Source organism: Cytobacillus sp. GQ23 (genome assembly GCF_059758675.1).
Genome location: NZ_JCAXER010000002.1, coordinates 74,295 through 95,074, shown reverse-complemented (window position 1 = coordinate 95,074; position 20,780 = coordinate 74,295). Strand labels below are relative to the sequence as shown.

Annotated in this window: 25 protein-coding genes and 1 other annotated feature; of the genes, 24 read left to right on the top strand and 1 reads right to left on the bottom strand. The window is 41.4% G+C overall.

From position 1 onward, the window contains the following. Positions 1-2 precede the first annotated feature (2 nt). The 24 genes from AC6CHU_RS02210 to pheA all read left to right on the top strand — a co-directional run bounded on the left by AC6CHU_RS02210 (position 3) and on the right by pheA (position 20,179). A complete protein-coding gene (locus AC6CHU_RS02210; RefSeq protein WP_498119909.1) occupies positions 3-1,325 on the top strand; it encodes a bifunctional folylpolyglutamate synthase/dihydrofolate synthase in 1,323 nt (440 codons plus the stop codon). A 212-nt stretch (positions 1,326-1,537) separates the two neighbouring features. Then, complete coding sequence (locus AC6CHU_RS02205) at positions 1,538-1,756, top strand: hypothetical protein (RefSeq protein ID WP_251284492.1); 219 nt, start codon at positions 1,538-1,540, stop codon at positions 1,754-1,756. Positions 1,757-2,167: 411 nt separating this feature from the next. Then, positions 2,168-2,332, top strand: a complete 165-nt coding sequence (locus AC6CHU_RS02200) for a hypothetical protein (RefSeq protein ID WP_498119907.1) — start codon at positions 2,168-2,170, stop codon at positions 2,330-2,332. A 54-nt stretch (positions 2,333-2,386) separates the two neighbouring features. Further along, entirely contained in the window at positions 2,387-2,605 is a 219-nt protein-coding gene (locus tag AC6CHU_RS02195; RefSeq protein ID WP_498119905.1) for a hypothetical protein, read from the top strand. Next, positions 2,602-2,979, top strand: coding sequence for a GGDEF domain-containing protein (locus AC6CHU_RS02190; protein WP_498119903.1), 378 nt, complete (start codon positions 2,602-2,604; stop codon positions 2,977-2,979). The genes AC6CHU_RS02195 and AC6CHU_RS02190 overlap by 4 nt, the downstream gene beginning before the upstream one ends. Before the next feature lie 515 nt (positions 2,980-3,494). Beyond that, entirely contained in the window at positions 3,495-4,247 is a 753-nt protein-coding gene (locus AC6CHU_RS02185) for a prepilin peptidase (protein ID WP_498119901.1), read from the top strand. A gap of 605 nt (positions 4,248-4,852) precedes the next feature. Continuing rightward, entirely contained in the window at positions 4,853-5,932 is a 1,080-nt protein-coding gene (locus AC6CHU_RS02180; RefSeq protein ID WP_159863329.1) for a hypothetical protein, read from the top strand. A gap of 232 nt (positions 5,933-6,164) precedes the next feature. Then, complete coding sequence (locus AC6CHU_RS02175) at positions 6,165-6,737, top strand: Maf family protein (protein WP_159863328.1); 573 nt, start codon at positions 6,165-6,167, stop codon at positions 6,735-6,737. Between the two features lie 52 nt (positions 6,738-6,789). Continuing rightward, positions 6,790-7,479: a RadC family protein gene (gene radC, locus AC6CHU_RS02170; RefSeq protein ID WP_159863327.1), complete on the top strand. Its 690-nt coding sequence runs from the start codon at positions 6,790-6,792 to the stop codon at positions 7,477-7,479. Between the two features lie 160 nt (positions 7,480-7,639). After that, positions 7,640-8,662 (top strand): rod shape-determining protein, encoded by a 1,023-nt coding sequence (locus tag AC6CHU_RS02165; protein WP_035331317.1) that lies wholly within the window; start codon positions 7,640-7,642, stop codon positions 8,660-8,662. 177 nt (positions 8,663-8,839) lie between these two features. Further along, positions 8,840-9,724 (top strand): rod shape-determining protein MreC, encoded by an 885-nt coding sequence (mreC, locus tag AC6CHU_RS02160; protein ID WP_159863326.1) that lies wholly within the window; start codon positions 8,840-8,842, stop codon positions 9,722-9,724. Then, positions 9,721-10,236, top strand: a complete 516-nt coding sequence (mreD, locus tag AC6CHU_RS02155; RefSeq protein WP_498119897.1) for a rod shape-determining protein MreD — start codon at positions 9,721-9,723, stop codon at positions 10,234-10,236. Before mreC ends, mreD begins: the two co-directional genes overlap by 4 nt. Before the next feature lie 249 nt (positions 10,237-10,485). Next, complete coding sequence (minC, locus tag AC6CHU_RS02150; protein WP_159863324.1) at positions 10,486-11,163, top strand: septum site-determining protein MinC; 678 nt, start codon at positions 10,486-10,488, stop codon at positions 11,161-11,163. Between the two features lies 1 nt (position 11,164). Continuing rightward, positions 11,165-11,968, top strand: coding sequence for a septum site-determining protein MinD (gene minD, locus AC6CHU_RS02145; protein WP_159863323.1), 804 nt, complete (start codon positions 11,165-11,167; stop codon positions 11,966-11,968). Between the two features lie 135 nt (positions 11,969-12,103). After that, on the top strand, positions 12,104-12,880 hold the full coding sequence (locus AC6CHU_RS02140; protein WP_159863322.1) for a M23 family metallopeptidase: 777 nt from the start codon (positions 12,104-12,106) through the stop codon (positions 12,878-12,880). After that, positions 12,873-13,739, top strand: coding sequence for a M50 family metallopeptidase (locus tag AC6CHU_RS02135; protein ID WP_159863321.1), 867 nt, complete (start codon positions 12,873-12,875; stop codon positions 13,737-13,739). The genes AC6CHU_RS02140 and AC6CHU_RS02135 overlap by 8 nt, the downstream gene beginning before the upstream one ends. Positions 13,740-13,793: 54 nt before the next feature. Continuing rightward, positions 13,794-15,242: an Rne/Rng family ribonuclease gene (locus AC6CHU_RS02130; protein WP_498119894.1), complete on the top strand. Its 1,449-nt coding sequence runs from the start codon at positions 13,794-13,796 to the stop codon at positions 15,240-15,242. 189 nt (positions 15,243-15,431) lie between these two features. After that, positions 15,432-15,511: a sequence feature (ribosomal protein L21 leader region), on the top strand. A 13-nt stretch (positions 15,512-15,524) separates the two neighbouring features. Further along, positions 15,525-15,833, top strand: a complete 309-nt coding sequence (gene rplU, locus AC6CHU_RS02125; RefSeq protein ID WP_159863320.1) for a 50S ribosomal protein L21 — start codon at positions 15,525-15,527, stop codon at positions 15,831-15,833. A 14-nt stretch (positions 15,834-15,847) separates the two neighbouring features. Next, complete coding sequence (locus AC6CHU_RS02120; RefSeq protein ID WP_251284487.1) at positions 15,848-16,186, top strand: ribosomal-processing cysteine protease Prp; 339 nt, start codon at positions 15,848-15,850, stop codon at positions 16,184-16,186. Beyond that, on the top strand, positions 16,187-16,480 hold the full coding sequence (rpmA, locus tag AC6CHU_RS02115; protein ID WP_009333115.1) for a 50S ribosomal protein L27: 294 nt from the start codon (positions 16,187-16,189) through the stop codon (positions 16,478-16,480). A gap of 223 nt (positions 16,481-16,703) precedes the next feature. Next, complete coding sequence (locus tag AC6CHU_RS02110) at positions 16,704-17,255, top strand: sporulation initiation phosphotransferase B (RefSeq protein ID WP_159863319.1); 552 nt, start codon at positions 16,704-16,706, stop codon at positions 17,253-17,255. Positions 17,256-17,394: 139 nt separating this feature from the next. Then, positions 17,395-18,687, top strand: a complete 1,293-nt coding sequence (gene obgE / locus AC6CHU_RS02105) for a GTPase ObgE (protein ID WP_159863318.1) — start codon at positions 17,395-17,397, stop codon at positions 18,685-18,687. A 25-nt stretch (positions 18,688-18,712) separates the two neighbouring features. Further along, a complete protein-coding gene (gene thrR, locus AC6CHU_RS02100; RefSeq protein WP_159863317.1) occupies positions 18,713-19,168 on the top strand; it encodes a transcriptional regulator ThrR in 456 nt (151 codons plus the stop codon). 132 nt (positions 19,169-19,300) lie between these two features. Then, a complete protein-coding gene (gene pheA / locus AC6CHU_RS02095; RefSeq protein ID WP_251284486.1) occupies positions 19,301-20,179 on the top strand; it encodes a prephenate dehydratase in 879 nt (292 codons plus the stop codon). A 56-nt stretch (positions 20,180-20,235) separates the two neighbouring features. On the opposite strand, the gene AC6CHU_RS02090 is transcribed toward pheA, so the two are convergent. Next, a complete protein-coding gene (locus AC6CHU_RS02090; protein ID WP_159863315.1) occupies positions 20,236-20,778 on the bottom strand; it encodes a transcription repressor NadR in 543 nt (180 codons plus the stop codon). Positions 20,779-20,780 lie beyond the last annotated feature (2 nt).

Genomic DNA, 20,780 nt, shown 5'->3' with positions numbered 1-20,780 from the left:
ATATGTTTTCAGCTTATGAAGAAGCATTGGCATGGATTCATTCAAGACTGAGACTGGGAATGAAGCCTGGTCTGGAAAGAATGGTATGGATGATGGAAAAATTTGGGCATCCTGAGAGAAGGATTAAGGCTGTTCATATTGGCGGAACGAATGGAAAGGGCTCAACGGTTACGTTTTTAAGATCCATTCTTCAGGAAGCAGGGTATTCTGTCGGGACCTTTACATCGCCATATTTTGAGAAATTTAATGAACGTATTTCTCTAAACGGAACTCCAATTGCGGATGAAGATCTCGTTCAGCTTGCCAATGATATATATCCGCTGGCAGTTGAGCTGGAAGAGACGGAACTTGGCGGTCCAACTGAGTTTGAAATCATTACCGCCATGGCTTTTCAATATTTTGGCCATGTAAGACCGGTGGATCTTGTGCTGTTTGAAGTGGGGCTTGGAGGCAGATATGACTCTACTAACATCATCTATCCAGTGTTATCAATCATCACCAGCATCGGACTTGATCATACAGCCATACTTGGGAATACATATGAGAAAATCGCTTTTGAAAAAGCGGGGATAATCAAACCTGGAATCAGTGTAATTACTGCTGTCAAACAGGAAGAAGCCCTGGCTGTTATTCAAGATAAAGCTCTAGCGTTAAAGTCCCCGGTTTATCAGCTGGGAAAAGAATTTACCATTACCGATCATAAACCCCTGGGCAAGGGTGAGTTTTTCTCCCTTAAGACTGTCTTTAAAGATTTCCCTGAACTTCAGACAGGTATGAGCGGGAAACACCAGACTGAAAATGCATCCCTGGCTGTAGTGGCAGCAGAGCTTTTAAATAAGTTTTATTCATTCTTAATAGAGGAACAGCATATTAGAGCCGGATTGAAAACAGCATTTTGGCCCGGCAGATTTGAAATTGTATCTCATGACCCACTGGTGGTAATAGATGGAGCCCATAATGAAGAAGGTATTTCTGCTTTAACTGCTGAGCTTGCAAATCGTTTTGGGGATAGAAGCAAAAGAATTGTATTCGCTGCGCTGGCTGATAAAAAGCTTGATAAAATGATCAGTAAGCTTGATGAGGCTGCAGACCGCATCACCTTTACAGAGTTTAACTTTCCTAGAGCATCATCAGCTGAAAATTTATATAATCTCAGCAGCAACAGCAGGAAACAATCTCATAAGGATTGGAAACAGTTATTAAAGTGTGAACTTTGCGAATCAGAAAATAACAGCGTTCTTGTCATCACCGGGTCCCTTTACTTCCTCTCAGAAGTGAAGCCTGTTCTTTTGAAACTATTGGAAAATAATATAAGAAAAATATGACAAAAGTTAGAAAATTCGATAAAATGTATCTGTTATCCGACTATTTTCCTAATTAAACGTAGGAGGGGGAAAAGATAGTTAGTTCACGCACCAAAAAAATAATATGGTTTTTATGGCTGCTGTTATTTCCGGCAGGCTCCATGCTAACCTATCATTTTTACCCTCCCGACCTATTAGGACAGGGAACCAGTTTATTTGCCTTTTTTATATTAATGTTTCTCGTTTCTTCCATGCCGATGGTCGTCAATAATACGCCCATCTTTTTGATTCAATGGGTTTCAATGGCCGTCTTTTTAACCTTTGGTCTTGTTGCTGAGGTGATCATGGTCCAGCTCGGGATCCTGGTACTTCTAATAAGGCTTAAAATACAAAAAGATCAGCTGTTTCGTCTGCCGCTTAATTCACTTTACACTAAATCAGATATTAATTAGCATAATTCAGGCAGCATTGTACGGCAGGAAAATATCCTTTCTCGAAAAAGACCTGATATGGGAAACGGTCACTTCACTCATAACATTCCCGATTGGACTTATCCTTTACACACTTTATTCTGAAGTGGGAATTCTTGCAATCCTGTTTGCTGGTGTGCCATTTGTAAGTCTTTCAATCATACTGCATCTTTACTACTCAAGAAAAAGGTGAATGATTACCTTCAGAAAGCCTCAGAAATAAGTCTTCAAATGGCCGAGCGCCTAGATGTTAATGAGGTTAGGGAGCTTTTCATTTTGAAATTGAGCGACATGATTCCTGTTGATTATGCCTATATCTTTGATATTAAGAATAATGATGAACTGCATTCCATATTCAGGATAGAGCATGGCCAAATTTAGCCGAATGTTCTGATGCCAGCCAAAAAAAATGAGGGAATCAGCGGATTGGTACTAGGCAGCAGAAAATCTGCCCTTTTTCACTTGAAAAAGAAATGGAAAGGCATTGCTGAGGAATTTCTGCCTGAAGATGCTGAGAGCATCATTAGTATTCCGATAGTCCGAAGTAATGAAATATAGGGTACCCTGCTGCTTTCCTCCATGAAATAGAGGGCCTATGAAAAGTCCCAGCTCATGATTGTCGATATTCTAAGCTCTCATTTTGCAATAGCCTTTGAGAATGCCAGGCACTACGAGGAAACAAAAGCCAAAAGTGAGCGCTGTGCGTTAACGAATCTATACAATTACCGTTATATTGAGGCGAAACTAAGTGAGGAATTTAGCAGATTGCAAAATGGTCAAGGGATCACCTATCACTCATCATACTCGATATCGATCATTTTAAAAAAGTGAACGATACTTATGGTCATCAGTGCGGAAATGAAATTCTCTGTGAACTGGCTGATCGTCTGGCAAATTTAATTGATAAGGCTGGAATTGCTGCTCGATATGGCGGCGAGGAATTTATCGTCCTAATGCCTGATACCGGCAAGGAAGATGCAATAGGCTGGGCCGAGCTTATCAGGCAGACCATTGCCAATCGGCCATTTATTCTGAAGCAGAACATTGATGGAAGAAGCAGCAGCACAAAAGTATATATAACCGCTTCTATCGGGGTAGCTGCTGCACCAGAAGATGCCGATGATTCACTGGCCCTCATACGCCATGCTGACAGAGCCTTATATGTAGGAGCTAAGCGAACTGGAAGGAATAGGGTTGCGGAATGAAGTAAAAGCCTTTTGCCTGTCAAAAGGCTTTTTAGTGTGTAAAAACAAATCTTTGGGCCTGTTAAACATATAGTTTTTATAGATAAATTGATATAATGGAAGTAATGGATAATACAGGTAAAGGGGGAGTTTGGCAATATGACTATGAGGTAGCTTTGTTTATGAACCGCTCATAATATTGCTACCTGTCTGTTCAATGGCACCTGGACTAATTGATGCACTGTCGAGTCTTCCAAGAATATATTCATTAAACCAGCGGGCAAGCAGCAGGAAGGGCTGAAGCAAACCAAGTTCTTAACTCAGCCGAGACTTTTGTAGCATCTGTAAGAGGACTTGAAAATGGTGATATGACGAGGATCTTCTAGAAAACGTTGATATGATAATAGTATATTTTAATTGAAAATGAAGCGGGGAATGAAGCCGATATTAATGGAAGTCTAACAAAAAAATCTTTAATCAAAACTTTACCAGTACAACTATTGAAGATATTAATATTTATTAGAATCTGACTGTAGGTGATTAATTTAAATTTACTAATATTTGTTATAGGTACAATCCTAGGATCTTTCTACAACGTAGTAGGCCTAAGAATTCCTCAAAATCAATCTATTAGTGCACCGCGGTCCCATTGTCCGCACTGTATGCATACTCTATCACCGCTGGAGCTTATACCGATACTATCGTATATATTTCTGGGCGGAAAATGCCGATGCTGCAAGGCGTCGGTTTCAGCCTTATATCCGACTGTTGAACTTTCGACAGGTATCTTGTTTGCCGCAGCTCCGTTGATTATGGGATGGACTGTTGAATTATTTGTTGCCTGGACGGTAATTTCTCTAGTAATCGTTGTGTTTGTTTCGGATTTTAAATATATGATTATTCCAGATAAGGTTTTGCTGTTTTTTGGTACTGTCTTAATAGCCGAACGCATTTTCATACCGCTCTCTCCATGGTGGGACAGCTTAGCAGGTGCAGCACTCGGTTTCTTCCTTCTGCTGCTGATAGCTGTCATCAGCAAAGGCGGTATGGGTGGAGGCGATATCAAGCTGTATGCCGTCATCGGCGTTGCTTTGGGTGTAAAGCTTGTATTACTTTCATTTTTCCTGGCTACATTATCTGGAGCCGCCATTGGTGGTCTTGGCATGATTTTGGGTCTTGTTCAAAAAGGCAAGCCCATCCCCTTTGGCCCATACATAGGTATTGGTACTCTACTGGCTTATTTTTACGGAAGAGAAATAATTGAATGGTATTTTCATTCATTCCTATAAAGGTCTGATACTTTGAAATATGCTGTTTTCATAAAGTCTATTGTTTTTTCATAACTTAGTTAAAACCTTAGTTGATTTCGCTGTGGGCACTTGCTACTGAATTTGCGACGCATTTTCTTTGTATGATATTCAGTCAAGGAAGCGTATTCAATGCCCTGCGGGAGGGAAAGAAAGTATGAGATACTGCATGCAATGCAGTAAGACTCTTTTCTCTCCTGTGGTTCGCTGCGTGCCTGTAGTGGAAATAAACGAGCAGATTTCATAACAAAAACAACAATTTTTGAAAAACATGTCTTATAAAGGACCCTGATACAAAGAGTCTTCTGCAGCCTTCAGACAATATTTTCGCTGTTGTCAGCGGAAAATCCATTGCGGCTGTTTGTTTAATAGGAGAAAAGCGGAGTTTATGCTATACAAATGGAAATGAAGGTATTCCCATAAATAAGCTTGAGCCAGAATGTCATTACTGAGAATTAGCCAAAAATACAAATGAAAAATTTGACGAAATCCTTCCTTAACAAGACGACAAAAGTCTTGTTATTTTTTTTTTTCATTATGTTAGGATGAAAACAATTCAGGAAACGGTGCGGAAGGGAGGATGAGATGTGGACAAGCCTAAAAGTGAAAAAACAATCACGATTAAGATTAATGGCAAGGACCGTCCGTTTCAGGAGAAAAAAGAAGAAATGAAGGAAAAATCATGGGACCCGAGCCAGCTGGATAGGCAGAAAAAACAGGAACCCACAGAATTTTTCGCTTCTATACAAACAGCGGCTGGCAAAGAGGCGGATGACAGCTTTGATTGGATTTTGCCTGAGGAAACGGAAGATACGGAAATCAAAGAATATAAAATTGCAGCTCCTCCTAAATCACCAGCTAAAAATGGACTGGGTACACTGGCCAAAAAGTTCCGGGGAAGAAATAAGCAAGGATTTTTAACATCCATTTTACTGGCTGTCTTTTTTGCTGTCCTGCTGGGGACAAGCTTCGGGTTCATCATGCTGAAGCTGGTATTTACAGATCAGGCAGCTGAAACTGTGGCGCCTCCTATTAATGAAACGCCTCCAGCAGAAAAGCAGCAGACACCTGCTGCAGCAGCAGATTTAGAAACTATTACAACATATGTAGTTCAAGGCGGCGTTTTTTCAAATAGTGAAGCAGCGCAGCAAATCCAGGAAGCCAACTCACAAAAAGGAGTTTATAGTCAATCCATAAAAATGGGAGGTCAGACTTTTCTTTTTTTAGGGGTATCAGGCAGCCTTGATGAGGCTAAGGAAATAGGCGCCGCTTTTAAAAGCGAAGGAATTGATGTATTTGCAAAGGAAGTTGCGCTTGAAGGGAAAGCAATTGAAGGGGTGAATGCCGAAGAGAAAAAACTGGCTGAAATGGTTCCTTCTTTATACCAAAGCCTTTCAGAAGGTGCAGCCAGTGCCTCTCTCGGCAGCTCCATAACCCCTGAAACGGCCGAGAAAATTGAAGGCAGCATCAAGATAATGAATGAATTGAAGGAAGATCAAATTCAAAATAAGAGCCTGATTTCCATTAGAGAAGAACTATTGAAAGCATCAAAGCAAATAGAAACATATCGCAAGTCAGGAGATGCTGCATCAGCAGGTAAAATTCAGGAGCATCTGCTGGGGTTTCTTGCAGCTTATCAGTCACTGCTTCAGTCAGGCGGGCAGTAAGGACCCGGCATATTGTGCCATAATGTTAGGCGATTCGAATATTTTCTGGGAAATATCACATATTAAGCAGAGTCTGTTCGGGAAATTTAGACAGACTCTTTCTTTTTGTCGTTATTCGATATTTAATGATAAAAATATCGTAAATACCTTCTTTAAAATTGTTTGTCTGGCATTTTTTTGATACGATTAACCTGTATCTCCCAATTTGATACAATAAAGGTAAGGTGATTACATGCAAAACCTCATTTTAGCCTCTTCTTCCCCGCGGCGAAAAGAACTTCTTGAAAATCTTCATTTGCAATTCGAAGTCTCCAGCAGTGATGTCGATGAAAGTTTTGATCCAGTGCTGAAACCAGGAGAGATCGTGAAGGAGCTTGCCCATAGAAAGGCAAAGGCTGTATTTAATAAGCATACTGATTCCTATGTAATTGGATCAGATACAGTTGTTGTTAAGGACGGCACTATTTTAGGAAAGCCAGACAGCAGCATGGAAGCCTTTAATATGCTGAAAAGTCTGTCTGGAACGACTCATTCCGTTTATACAGGTGTTTCCATCATTACGCCTGAGAAAAATGAAATTACATTTTATGAAAAAACCGATGTGGTGTTCTGGGAGTTAACAGATGAAGAAATTGACTCTTATATTGGCACCGGTGAACCCTTTGATAAGGCAGGGGCATATGGGATACAAGGCATTGGCAGCATGCTTGTAAAAAGTATAAGCGGAGATTATTTCTCTGTTGTCGGGCTTCCTGTCTCCAGAACGGTTCGTGAACTGAGGAAAGCGGGATACTCGCTTCCTTAAATATACTTCTTTCATCTTCAACTCCCTGACTCCAGAGGGCAGGGAGGAAATTATGCAAACAGATTCTCTTTTAATTAAAGATTTCCCTCAGGATGAGCGCCCTCGTGAGCGCTTTGTCCAAAATGGTCCGCAAAGCTTGTCCAATCACGAACTGATAGCGATATTGCTCAGAACAGGCACGAAAGATGAATCAGTGCTGCAATTGGCGAATAGGCTGCTTACCCATTTTGAAGGGCTCCGGCTGTTAAAGGATGCATCCCTGGATGAAATAACGGCCATTAAAGGAATAGGAGCCGCAAAGGCAATTCAAGTGCTGGCAGCAGTTGAAATAGGACGGAGGATTTCAACCCTCACCTATGATGACAGATATATTATCCGTTCTCCTGAGGATGGGGCAAACTATGTCATGCATGAAATGCGATTTTTGTCTCAGGAACATTTTGTGTGCCTTTATTTGAATACAAAAAATCAGGTGCTTCATAAGCAGACCATCTTTATAGGGAGCCTGAACGCTTCAATCGTTCATCCCCGAGAGGTTTTTAAGGAGGCGTTTCGCAGGTCGGCTGCGTCCATTATCTGCATTCATAATCATCCGAGCGGCGATCCGACTCCAAGCAGAGAAGATATTGAAGTCACTAAGAGACTTGCAGAGTCCGGAAAAATAATCGGCATCGATGTTCTGGACCATCTGATCATCGGTGAAAATAAATTTGTCAGCCTAAAGGAAAAAGGTTATTTATAACACTATGTTTTTATTTGACGTTACGCTATAATATTGGTTATGATTTTTGAGATGCCTTGCATTTTCGAGGCGGATTGTACTAGAAAAATAAAAGAAAATTCCATTAAAATACCTTACTTAGGAAAATGAGCAATTTGTATCAGAAAGGGAGATACCATTTATGTTTGGAATCGGTACTAGAGACCTTGGAATAGATTTAGGAACAGCTAATACACTTGTCTATGTAAAAGGAAAAGGAATTGTTGTCAGAGAGCCGTCGGTAGTGGCTCTGCAGACAGATACTAAAAATATTGTAGCCGTCGGTAATGATGCAAAAAATATGATCGGCCGTACTCCCGGCAATATTGTTGCGCTGCGTCCAATGAAGGATGGCGTTATTGCGGATTATGAAACCACTGCTGTCATGATGAAATATTATATTAAACAAGCCAATAAAAATAAGGGCTTCTTCTCAGGGAAGCCGTATGTAATGGTTTGTGTACCATCTGGTATTACAGCTGTTGAAGAGCGCGCTGTTGTAGATGCAACCCGTCAGGCAGGCGCCCGGGACGCTTATACCATTGAAGAGCCGTTCGCTGCAGCAATCGGTGCTAATCTTCCTGTTTGGGAACCTACAGGAAGCATGGTTGTCGATATCGGCGGAGGAACTACTGAAGTAGCTATCATTTCCCTGGGCGGAATTGTTACAAGCCAATCGATCCGCATTGCCGGTGATGAAATGGATGATGCGATTATCAATTATATCCGCAAAAATTACAACCTGATGATCGGTGACCGTACAGCAGAAACAATTAAAGTGGAAGTAGGCTCTGCCGGAGATCCGGAAGGCGTCGAAAATATGGAAATTCGCGGACGCGATCTGTTGACGGGCTTGCCAAAAACCATTGAAATTACTGCTGAAGAAATCTCCAAAGCATTAAATGATACAGTATATGCGATTGTGGATGCAGTAAAAAATACTCTTGAAAAAACCCCTCCTGAACTGGCAGCAGATATTATGGACAGAGGCATTGTCCTGACTGGCGGAGGAGCGCTTCTGCGCAATCTGGACAAGGTGATCAGCGAAGAAACAAAAATGCCTGTCCTTATTGCAGAAAATCCATTGGACTGTGTTGCCATTGGTACTGGAAAAGCTCTTGACCATATTGATTTATTCAAAACCAAAGCTAAAGAATCCAGATAAATAGAGTTCTGAATAAGCAAAATAATGAAGCCCATTCACTTCTTTATAGTGTATGGGCTCAAATTTGGTTTTTTATTGAGCATAAAATGATATCTTTGCAGATATATGTTATATTTTGTTGAGCAGTGCCTAAATGGCGCAGGCTTTCCTGAAAAAATACTATTCGAGGTGTAAAGGATGCCACAGTTCTTTCTGAACAAACGCCTGATTATTTTGCTTGTCAGCATTATTATTCTCGTGGCATTGATTGGATTTTCTTTAAAGGATAGAGAAAATTTGACCTGGCCTGAACAATTTTTAAAAGATACTACCGGGTTTATACAAAATGCTGTTTCCAGCCCAGTGAATTATGTGGCGGGATTCTTTGAAAATGTCGAAGACTTGCAAAATACATACAAAGAAAATAAAGATCTGAAGACAAGGCTGGATGAACTTGCAAGACTTGAGTCTGAGGTTCAGAGGCTGAAAAAGGATAATACAGAACTTCGTGAGATTTTGGATAAGAAGGATTCTTTAAGTGAATTTGAGCCAAAGCAGGCAACTGTAATAGGCAGAAACCCCGATAGATGGCATGAATTGCTTATTATAAATAAGGGGAAAAATGCCGGGATTGAACCCAACATGGCTGTTATTACGTCAAAAGGCCTGATTGGGAAAGTAAAAAGCAGCAATACCTTTACTTCAACTGTTCAGCTTCTTAGTTCCATGGATCCGACCAATCGCATCTCGGCTGAAATTCAGGCAGGCGAGAATAACTTTTTCGGTCTGATTGAAGGCTATGATAAAGAAAAAGGTCTTCTTTTGCTTAAGAGAATTCCTTATGATGCTAAGGTTGAAAAGGATCAAAACGTTATTACATCAGGTCTGGGCGGTGTTTTCCCTAAGAGCCTTTCGATTGGGAAGGTTGTAGATGTAGTTCCAGATGAATTTGGTCTGACTCAGACTGCATATGTTAAGCCTGGAGCAGACTTCTATGATATTGGACATGTAATGGTCGTTAAAAGAGGTGCATTACAGCCTGATCTAATGGAAATGGTTGATGAGAAGGAGGAGGAGCTGTGAGAAGATTCCTTCTTCCTCTCATACTTCTGGCCATATTTATTGGAGAAAGCATATTTGTTCAAATAACTCCGTATGACTTATTAGGCAGCGGAAAAATAGCAGCTCCCCGTTTTCTGATGGGTGCATTGCTTATTTTGACTATTTTTGGGTCGAAAAAGCACGGAATTCTTTATAGCCTATTGTTCGGGCTGCTTTTTGATATTGTGTATGTTGAAATTATCGGCATTTATTTGTTTCTATTTCCGGTCATTGCTTTTATTACAACCAAACTAATGAGAATTCTACATATGAATATAGCGGTGGCTTCCATAATCGTGCTATTGGGCATTACCCTTCTTGAGGCCGGTGTCTACCAGATGAATTTATTGATTCACCATTCAGATATGGTATTATCAGTATTTCTTTCGTCCCGTCTCTTGCCAACTCTAATATTGAATGCCATTTTCATTATATTAGCTGTTTACCCACTTAAAAGACTTTCTGAAAAATTTGCAGATAGCTTAATCGAATAATTGTTAATTTCACAACGCTGAGGAAGAAACCGGATTACTCCGGTTTCTTTTAAATGAATAATTTTCAGTAAAAAAGGAATTTAGAAGGTTTCTGTCGAATTCTACCTTTATGGGCAAATAAGGGTAGGGATAATCGACATATTTTTTTATGGATTTTCTCAGGCAGGACTGTGTTTGAAGTAACCCCTGCTTAAAAATAAAGTGCGGCAGCACGAATGTGTTTCTTATCATTGAGGTGAACATCTTGAAATGAAAAAAAACCAAAACGTTACAATAAAAGGCACCAAAGACGGACTGACTTTGCATCTTGATGATTCCTGCTCTTACGGAGACCTGAAGAAAGAACTTGACAGAAAGCTTTCAGAGAACTCCAGATCGGTTGAAGACCGGCTTCTTTCCGTAAGGGTTCAAGTAGGCAACCGTTATCTTACAGAAGAGCAGCAGGAAGAATTAAGGGAGTTAATCAGGCAAAAGAAGAACCTGATGGTTGAGTCAATAAGCTCTAATGTCATTACCAAAGAAGAAGCTGAAAAACAGAAGGAAGAGAACGAAATTGTATCGGTTGCAAAGGTGATCCGCTCGGGGCAGGTTCTCGAAACGGCTGGAGATTTGCTTCTTATCGGAGACGTAAATCCAGGCGGTACTGTTATGGCAGGGGGCAACATCTTTATTATGGGGGCACTAAAAGGCATAGCCCATGCCGGCTGCAATGGAAATAATGAAGCCGTGGTGGTAGCCTCACTTATGAAACCATCCCAATTAAGAATCAGCCATTTTATTAACCGTGCTCCTGACAATGATCAGGATGAAGAAAAAAGGGAAATGGAATGTGCTTACATTGATGAAAAAGATCAAATTACAATAGATAGATTACAAGTATTGATGCATCTGAGACCTAATATAACTAGATTGCAAGGGGGAAGCTAGGATGGGAGAAGCGATTGTCATTACATCCGGAAAAGGCGGAGTCGGAAAAACGACTACTTCCGCAAATGTAGGTACTGCCCTGGCCCTTCAGGGAAAAAAAGTGTGCCTGGTGGATACAGACATTGGCCTTCGAAATCTTGATGTGGTAATGGGGCTTGAAAACCGCATTATTTATGATCTGGTCGATGTAGTTGAAGGCCGGTGCAAAATACATCAGGCTGTAGTTAAAGACAAACGGTTTGAAGACCTGCTGTATTTGCTTCCAGCTGCTCAGACTAGTGATAAAACAGCTGTTACACCAGAACAGATGAAAAAGCTGGTCGATGAATTAAAACAGGATTATGACTATATTGTTATAGACTGTCCTGCAGGAATAGAGCAGGGGTACAAAAATGCTGTTGCCGGTGCAGACAAAGCAATTGTTGTAACCACTCCAGAAGTCTCAGCAGTGCGTGATGCCGACCGGATAATCGGCTTGCTTGAAAAAGAGGAAAATGTAGAGGCTCCTAAACTGATTATAAATAGAATTAGAAGCCATATGATGAAAAATGGCGACATGCTTGATGTTGATGAAATAACTGCGCATTTGTCGATTGATTTAATTGGAATTGTGGCAGATGATGATGAAGTAATCAAGGCATCGAATCATGGTGAGCCTATTGCTTTAAACCCTAACAGCAAGGCTTCTGTTTCTTACCGGAATATCGCCCGCAGAATTCTGGGTGAAGCAGTCCCTCTTCAGCCTCTTGAACAAGAGAATAAAGGTGTATTTTCAAAAATAAAAAAGTTTTTTGGAGTAAAATAATTGTATCATTAGAACAAAAGCCGGGGAGCCATCCTCGGCTTTATTTTTTATTCAAGACACCACTTCAAGTCATACTCCATTTGGACAACTCATAAACTTGTACAAATAGAGTTATATAGAAATGGTGGGGATAATATGAATTCAAGAGCGGATGAAATACGGAAGAGAATTGAGCGGAGAAAAAAGGACAAAGAGAGATTCACGAATAAGAAAGATTCAGCGGTTCTTTGGACAGAAGATGAAGAGCGTTACGGGTTCAACAGGCTGCCTTCATACGAGAGCAACCTTGAAGAGGGGAATCACCCTTTATTTCGCAAGGAACTGTTCCTTTTCAAATTGCTTGCTTCTGCATGTATTTTTTTAGTAGCTGCCATTCTTTTTAAAAACCAGGCAGCGACTTTTGATCCTGCAAGAGATTTTGTAAAGACTGCCATGGAGAAGGATTTTCAATTCGCCGCTGTATCCGGCTGGTATGAAGAACAATTTGGAAAACCGCTTGCCCTGCTTCCATTTTCAGATGGCAAGAGTGATGAGAAGAATGTTGATGAAAACAGCGATTATGCATTGCCTGCTTCTGCAAAGATCCTGGAAGAATTTGATGATAATGGACAGAGAATAACCATTGAAACAGGAAAGGAAGCCTCCATTGAAGCAATGAGTGAAGGACTTGTTCGGTTCGCCGGAAAGAAGGATGGCTTTGGAAATACAGTCATTATTCAGCATGGTGATAAAAGTGAGTCCTGGTATGGCAATTTGGCTGAAATTAATGTGAATTTGTATCAATACGTAGAAAAAGGAACCGGTATTGGTACGGCGGGTGACGCCGATGATGGAGAAAAAGGCACTTTTTATTTCGCGATTAAAAAAGATGATGATTTTATAGATCCGATCCAGGTGATCCCATTTGAATAAACTGACAGGATTAATTAAACATATCCATATTCACCCATTGTTATGGGCGATTATTGGACTATCTGTTGCGACTGCCCATTTTATAGAGGTATGCGTGCTGCTGCTGATTATCTTTGTTCATGAAATGGGCCATGCTGCTGCTGCATCCCTTTATTCCTGGAGAATAAAAAAGATTGCTCTACTGCCATTTGGCGGTGTAGCGGAAATGGATGAACACGGGAACCGGCCGCTGAAAGAGGAGATTATCGTCATTATAGCAGGGCCGCTTCAGCATATATGGATGATGGGGGCGGCGCTGTTATTTTATGAACTCTCCTGGATGTCTGCTGATATTTTTCATATGTTCATTCAATTCAATTTAATGATATTAATTTTTAACCTCCTTCCCATCTGGCCATTGGATGGAGGAAAGCTTGTTTTCTTATGGCTTTCTCTTAATCAGGCATTTCCGGAAGCGCACAGAAAAACACTTTTTATTTCTGCTGCGGGTCTGATAAGTTTTATTTTATTAACGCTGCTAACCTCACCGGTTAACTTGAATATATGGGTAATCCTCGCTTTTTTGGTGTTTTCGCTTTATCATGAATGGAAGCAGAGCCGGTTTGTTTTTATCCGCTTCCTTCTCGAAAGGTATTATGGGAAGCACAGTGACTTTCGGACATTGAAACCAATCGTTGTTCGGGAAGAAGAATTGGTTATTGACGTACTGGAAAGATTTCAGCGCGGATGCAAACACCCCATCATTGTTGAAAAGGACGGCAAAGAAAAGGGTGCACTGGATGAAAATGAACTGCTGCATGCATGCTTTGCGGAAAAAGTGCTTACAGCTAAAATAGGTGATTTGCTTTATGTATACTGAAGAGCAAATCTTGGTTAATAAATAATGTTTTAAAGTGAGGAAGTCGTTTTGGATATGTTAGTTGTAAATTATGCATCAAGAGAGCGCCGCTTTGTGCACTTAAAAGATAATAGGGTCGAAAAGCTAATTATTGACCAGCCGAGGCATCGTTCATCAGTTGGGGATATATACTTAGGCACTGTTGCTAAAGTAATGCCTGGATTAAATGCAGCTTTTGTAGAGATAGGGGAAGGTCAAAGCGGTTTTCTTCACCGGGACAAACTAGCATCCTATGTTTGTTCTGCCGAGAATTCGCAAGTAAAGGAAAAACGAAGCATTTCTTCCTTTGTCCATCAAGGGGAAAGAATACTTGTTCAAGTTGAAAAGGACGCTACGGGAACAAAAGGACCGAGATTGTCTGGTTTGATTGAGTTTTCAGGAGAGTCACTGATATATATGCCAAACGGCCGTTATGTTGCAGTTTCCAAAAAAATTGAGGATAGTGAGGCAAGAGAAAACTGGCGGCAATTTGGCTATCGTGCAAAAGAAGAGAATGAAGGTCTAATTTTCAGAACATCCTGCGTCAGCAGGAAAGAAAATGAACTTATGGATGAATTGGAAAAACTCAGGCAGGAGTACAGGGACCTATTAAGAGAATCAGAAACGAAAAAGAAGGCTGGAAAGGTGTACAAAGCGGATTCTTTTATAAAGGAAATTATCGAAGAGGCTAAGAAAATAGCTCACGGTGAAATTGCCGTAGACGATTTGAACCTGAAAAATGTGCTCCAGAAACACACCTGTCTGCCAATTCGGCTGCACTCCGGAAAGGAAAATATCTTCTCTGCTTTTAATGCTGAAGCCGAAATTGATAAAGCACTAAAACGAATTGTATGGCTTGATAGTGGCGCATATCTTATTTTTGATGAAACAGAAGCCTTAACAGTCATTGATGTGAATACCGGGAAGTTTGCAGGTAAACAGGACCGCAGGGACACTGTGTTAAAAACGAATGAAATGGCGGCCGAAGAAGCTGCAAGACAGATCAGGCTCCGGGATATCGGCGGCATGATCCTGATCGATTTTATCGATATGAAAGAAGCATCCGATAGAAAGCATATTCTTGCTGTTATGGAAAACGCTCTGAAAAATGATGAAAGACGTACTAAACTGGTTGGGTTCTCCCCTCTTGGGATCCTTCAGATGACCCGCAAAAAGACAAGGCCTGCCATTTTAGAAGCGCTTACCGAAAGATGTCAGGTTTGCGAGGGCACGGGTAGAGTAATGAGTGCTGAGACCATTGCCTTCAGGCTAGAAAGGGAACTGTGGGAACATCGAGGCAGTGACCATGAAGCTGTTTTGATTGAAACCACCTCAGACACAGCAGCGGTATTTTCAGGGAAAAATGATGAACATAAAAAAAGAATTGAAGACAGCGTTGGCTTAAAGATTATTTTCTCTACAAGGGAAAATGGCAAGCCATTTTATGTAATCCGCAAGTTTGGCAGTGCCGATGAGCTGGGTTAATTTTATGCAGGATGGGTTAAGCGGCCCTCCTGCCTTTTTTAGTGCAGTATTTCCCACTTCCCTATTTGCTCCATAAGCATTATAATTGTATAGGCACGCAAATTAGGTGCAAACAAAGAGAATCATATAATTCTTATTGACATGATTGATCATTATATGATAGGATTTTCATGTTATGTTTGTAGCGCACCCGTGCTACAACCGCACAGAACAGGTACATAAGCCCGCATTTCGTGTCGGCGCCTGGGATGGCGAGTCTTAGTCTAAGAGGAGGTGCAGTTCATGTACGCGATTATCGAAACTGGCGGCAAGCAAGTACGTGTAGAAGAAGGTCAAGCTATCTACATCGAAAAGCTTAACGCTGAAGCAGGCGAAACAGTTACTTTTGGAAAAGTTCTTTTCGTTGGCGGAGACAGCGTAAAAGTAGGAAGCCCTGTAGTTGAAGGTGCTACTGTTACAGCTAAAGTTGAAAAACAAGGCCGTCAAAAGAAAATCACTGTATTCAAGTACAAAGCGAAGAAAAACTATCGTAAAAAGCAAGGTCATCGTCAGCCTTACACTAAAGTTGTGATTGAAAAAATCAACGCTTAATCAGGCGATTTAAGATGATTGATGTTACGATTATTCGTAAAGATTCCGGAAATATTCATTTGTTTGAAATTAGCGGTCATGCATTCTTCGCAAACAGAGGCAAGGATATTGTCTGTGCAGGCGTATCTGCTGTTTCCATCGGTGCTATTAATGCTGTCCATGCCCTAACCGGCGTGACACCAGAGATTAGCCATGGAGAAGGCTTTCTCCGCTGTGTCCTTCCTGATCTTCAGGATGACATGAATGAGAAAGTGCAGCTTTTGCTTGAAGGCATGGTTGTTTCATTGCAGACGATTGAAGAAGACTACGGAAAGTATATAAAAATTACCTTCAAAAAGCAGGAGGTGGAATAAATGCTATTAAAATTAGATCTTCAGTTGTTCGCTTCTAAAAAGGGAGTAGGTTCTACAAAGAACGGCCGTGATTCAATCTCTAAGCGTCTTGGCGCTAAGCGTGCGGACGGACAATTCGTTACTGGCGGCTCTATCCTGTACCGTCAGCGCGGTACTAAGATCTACCCAGGTGTAAACGTGGGTAAAGGCGGCGATGACACACTTTTTGCAAAAGTTGACGGTGTTGTTAAATTCGAGCGTCTTGGACGTGACCGCAAGCAAGTGAGCGTATATCCTGCAGCTCAAGAGGCGTAAGCCTTTTCGAGAAAACCCTAGCCCACAAGGTTAGGGTTTTCTTTTTTTGGCAAAAATTCCGCCGGTGCACTTCACATTTACCTAATGAATTAATAGCAGCTCTTCATCGCATAAGCAATATTTTCTTATTTAACATAAATTTGCTTACTGTCTTTATGTTTTTTGTTATACTTACAGCAAGCACAGTCTTCTGACAGCCTAATAACCATACAGGAGTGCATATATGGAAAAAGACTGGAATATGATTGAAGTGCTGCGTCATGCCCGGCATGACTGGCTGAATAAAATACAATTAATTAAAGGTAACCTTTCTCTAAATAAGATAGACAGGGCTAAGGAAATCATAGATGAAATTGTGGTGGAATCACAGCAGGAAGCAAGACTTTCGAATTTGAATCTTCCTGGATTTGCTTCGCTTTTATTAACTTATAATTGGGAGAACCACTACTTTCAGCTTGAGTATGAAGTGCTGGATGACCCCATTGCCGGACGTTTGGATGACTCTGTCCTTTCTGAGTGGACAGGCTCTTTTTTGGCCATTTTAGACTCATCAGTCAGGCCTTACCATGATAATCATCTATCCGTATCCATCAGGCATGAAAAAGAAGGGGCTCGTTTCTTTTTTGATTTTAGCGGAATACTAACAGATGTGGATCAATTAAAAAAGTTCTTTAAAAAGAAGAACACTAACATAACTGCTGCTGTTCAGGAATTAGCTGAAGAGGAGCTTGCATTGGAATTATTTGTGCCATTCATTGCAAATGGCAGAGAGTGATTTCCGCCAAAAAAAGCAATACTAAGTGTGAAACTCTGCAGGCTGGGCACTTCTTAAGTGTAAGAAGCAGATCCAGTCAGTGCCGGTATCTGGCTGAGTGCCAGACAATGGGACATACTGCAGACGGGAGGAATAATATATGTTTGTCGATCAAGTCAAAGTTTATGTAAAGGGCGGGGACGGGGGCAACGGAATGGTTGCTTTCCGCCGGGAAAAATATGTGCCGAACGGAGGCCCGGCCGGCGGTGATGGCGGCAAGGGAGCCAATGTTGTTTTTGAAGTGAATGAGGGATTGCGGACGTTAATGGACTTCCGTTATCAGCGCCATTTTAAAGCTCCCCGTGGCGAGCATGGCATGTCCAAAAACCAGCATGGAAGAAATTCAAAAGACATGATTGTTAAAGTACCGCCGGGTACAGTCGTAACAGATGCTGATACAGGGGAAGTAATCGCTGATCTGACTGAGCACGGGCAAAGAGCTGTCATAGCACGCGGGGGCCGGGGAGGCAGGGGAAATACCCGGTTTGCGACACCGGCTAATCCAGCTCCTGAATTGTCCGAACATGGGGAACCGGGCCAGGAACGGGATGTTGTGCTGGAGCTCAAGCTTTTAGCTGATGTTGGTTTAGTGGGATTTCCAAGCGTCGGGAAATCGACTTTGCTGTCAGTTGTGTCATCGGCAAGACCGAAGATTGCGGAATACCACTTTACAACAATTGTTCCCAATCTGGGGATGGTTGAGACTGAAGATGGACGCAGCTTTGTTATGGCAGACCTGCCTGGATTAATTGAAGGTGCCCATTCAGGAGTTGGCCTCGGCCATCAGTTTTTGCGGCATATTGAAAGAACAAGGGTAATTGTTCATGTTATCGATATGGCTGCTGTTGAGGGCAGAGATCCATTTGAAGACTACCTTACCATCAATAAAGAATTAAAAGAATATAACCTGCGCCTCACAGAAAGGCCGCAAATCATTGTAGCCAATAAAATGGATATGCCTGATGCAGAGGAAAATCTTAAAAAATTTAAGGAACAGCTTGCAGAAGATTATCCGATTTTCCCTATTTCCGCTTTAACAAGACAGGGGTTAAGGGATTTACTATTTGCCGTTGCAGATAAGGTCGAAGAAACACCTGAATTCCCGCTGTCACATGAAGAAGAGGAAAACACAGGTGTCCACCGCGTTCTTTACAAGCATGAAGCTGAACAAACGGAATTTGTCATCACGAGAGATCCTGCAGGAGTGTTCGTTGTATCAGGCGATGCGATTGAGAAGCTCTTTAAGATGACTGACTTCTCAAGAGATGAATCTGTCCGCAGGTTTGCCAGACAGCTTCGCGGTATGGGTGTGGATGATGCTCTTCGTGAAAAAGGAGCAAAAGATGGTGACACTGTTAAGCTGCTTGATTATGAATTCGAGTTTATTGACTAACCTTCTCGATTGACGGGGTGGAGAAATGAGAAAAGATAGATTCGATAAGAAATTTTATTTGGTTCGCGAAGATGTTTTGCCTGAAGCCATGAAGAAAACATTGGATGCAAAGGAAATGATCGAAAGGGGAAGAGCCGAATCGGTTTGGGATGCTGTCCAAAAAGTTGATTTGAGCAGAAGTGCTTTCTATAAATATAGAGACACTGTGTTCCCTTTTCATACTGTTGTCAAAGAACGGCTGATCACTTTATTTTTTCATCTGGAAGACAGGTCGGGAACTTTATCACATTTATTGGGCGTTGTGGCTTCATCGGGGTGCAATGTCTTAACAATACATCAGACCATTCCTCTTCAGGGGAGGGCAAATGTCACGCTTTCCCTGAATGTAACTGAAATGGGCATTGAGATTGAGGAACTCTTGACAAGGCTTCGAAAATTGGAGTTTGTAGAAAAAGTAGAGGTGCTGGGAACGGGTGCATGAAAAAATGTGCTCTGTGCCCTGCCCTTTTTTCGTTTTTTATTTTGTATTTCACATACATATGTTAAAGTAATAAAGTATAAAGAAAATTTTCAGTGATTTAAAATAAGTCTGATAAAAAAGGAGGTAATTACCGTGAAGTTAGGATTTTTAGGACCTAAAGCCACTTTTACAGATATTGCAGCCAGGAGCTTATTTCCCAATGAGACTGCCGTTGCCTACCCAACGATTCCTGCCTGCTTTGATGCTTTAAATGAGAATGAAATAGAGCTGGCGGTAGTTCCTCTTGAAAACGCATTGGAAGGCTCAGTGAACATTACATTGGACTATTTAATCCATGAAGCGGATTTTCCGATTATTGGCGAACTGACAGCTCCCATTCGCCAGCATTTTATGGTTCATCCGGCTCATGCTAAGGATTGGGACAAAACCCACGCTGTTTATAGTCATTCACACGCAATTGCACAATGCCATAAATTTCTGCATAAAGAGCTGAAAGGAATTCCTTGTGAAAGCACTACTTCTACAGCTGCCGCAGCCCGATTTGTAAAAGAAAATCCGGATTTGCGGGCAGGTGCCATAGCTAATGAATTAGCTGCAGAAGTATATGGGTTGGCGATCGTTAAAGAGGATATCCATGATTTTGATTATAACCATACGAAGTTCATTGTTTTAGCCAATAAAGAACTCTCCATCAGTGAAGACCGCAAGGAATTTCAAGGGCATAAGACAACTGTTATGGTGACGCTGCCGGCTGACAGGTCAGGGGCTCTTCATCAGGTGCTTTCGGCATTTGCCTGGAGGAAGCTTAATTTGACTAAGATTGAATCCAGACCGATGAAAACAGGATTAGGTAATTATTTCTTTATCATTGATGTGGATATGAAAATGGATGACGTCCTGATCCCCGGTGCAGCTGCTGAATTGGAGGCATTAGGCTGCAATGTTAAGGTGCTGGGAAGCTATCCGTATTTTCAGCTTCAGAATAAGAACAGCAAAGTTCTGCAGGAATAAATAAAAAAATAAAAAGGATCCGGCGAGTATATTTCCGGGTCCTTTTATATTTAAAGCTATTCCAGGTTAATAAGAAATCCTGCTTCTTTTAATAATTTCTCAGCTTCATCGAGTTTCCTTTCGGTGGCTGCAGACAGAGTATGGAGGTGAATGCCATCTGTCAATTCTGATAAGAATGAAGCCTTTGTGGAATTGATTTTTTCCATGAATTGCTTAACTTCCTGGCGGGTGGATACCATAACCGATGCAGTTAAGTCACCATAGACTGGATGTTCAATTCTTACATCTTTTACGGTAACTCCATGGTCGACAAGCAGATTCAATTCTTCTTCTGTTTTCGCGGGGTCATGATGGCAGGCAATGACCCGCTCGGCTGCTGATGCAGGAGAAGCCTGGTGAAGATACAAATAACCCTGGCTTGTTGCAATGATTGGCTCGTTTCTTGCTTTTAGAAGGGTGATATCCCCAACAATTACCTGTCTGCTGACATTTGTTTTTGCGGCAAGTTCGCTTCCTGTAATGGGCTGTCCGCTTTCTTTCAGCAGCTGAAGCAGAAAGGTCCTTCGCTCTTCTCCGAGCACCTTTTTTTGTTCATTCATAT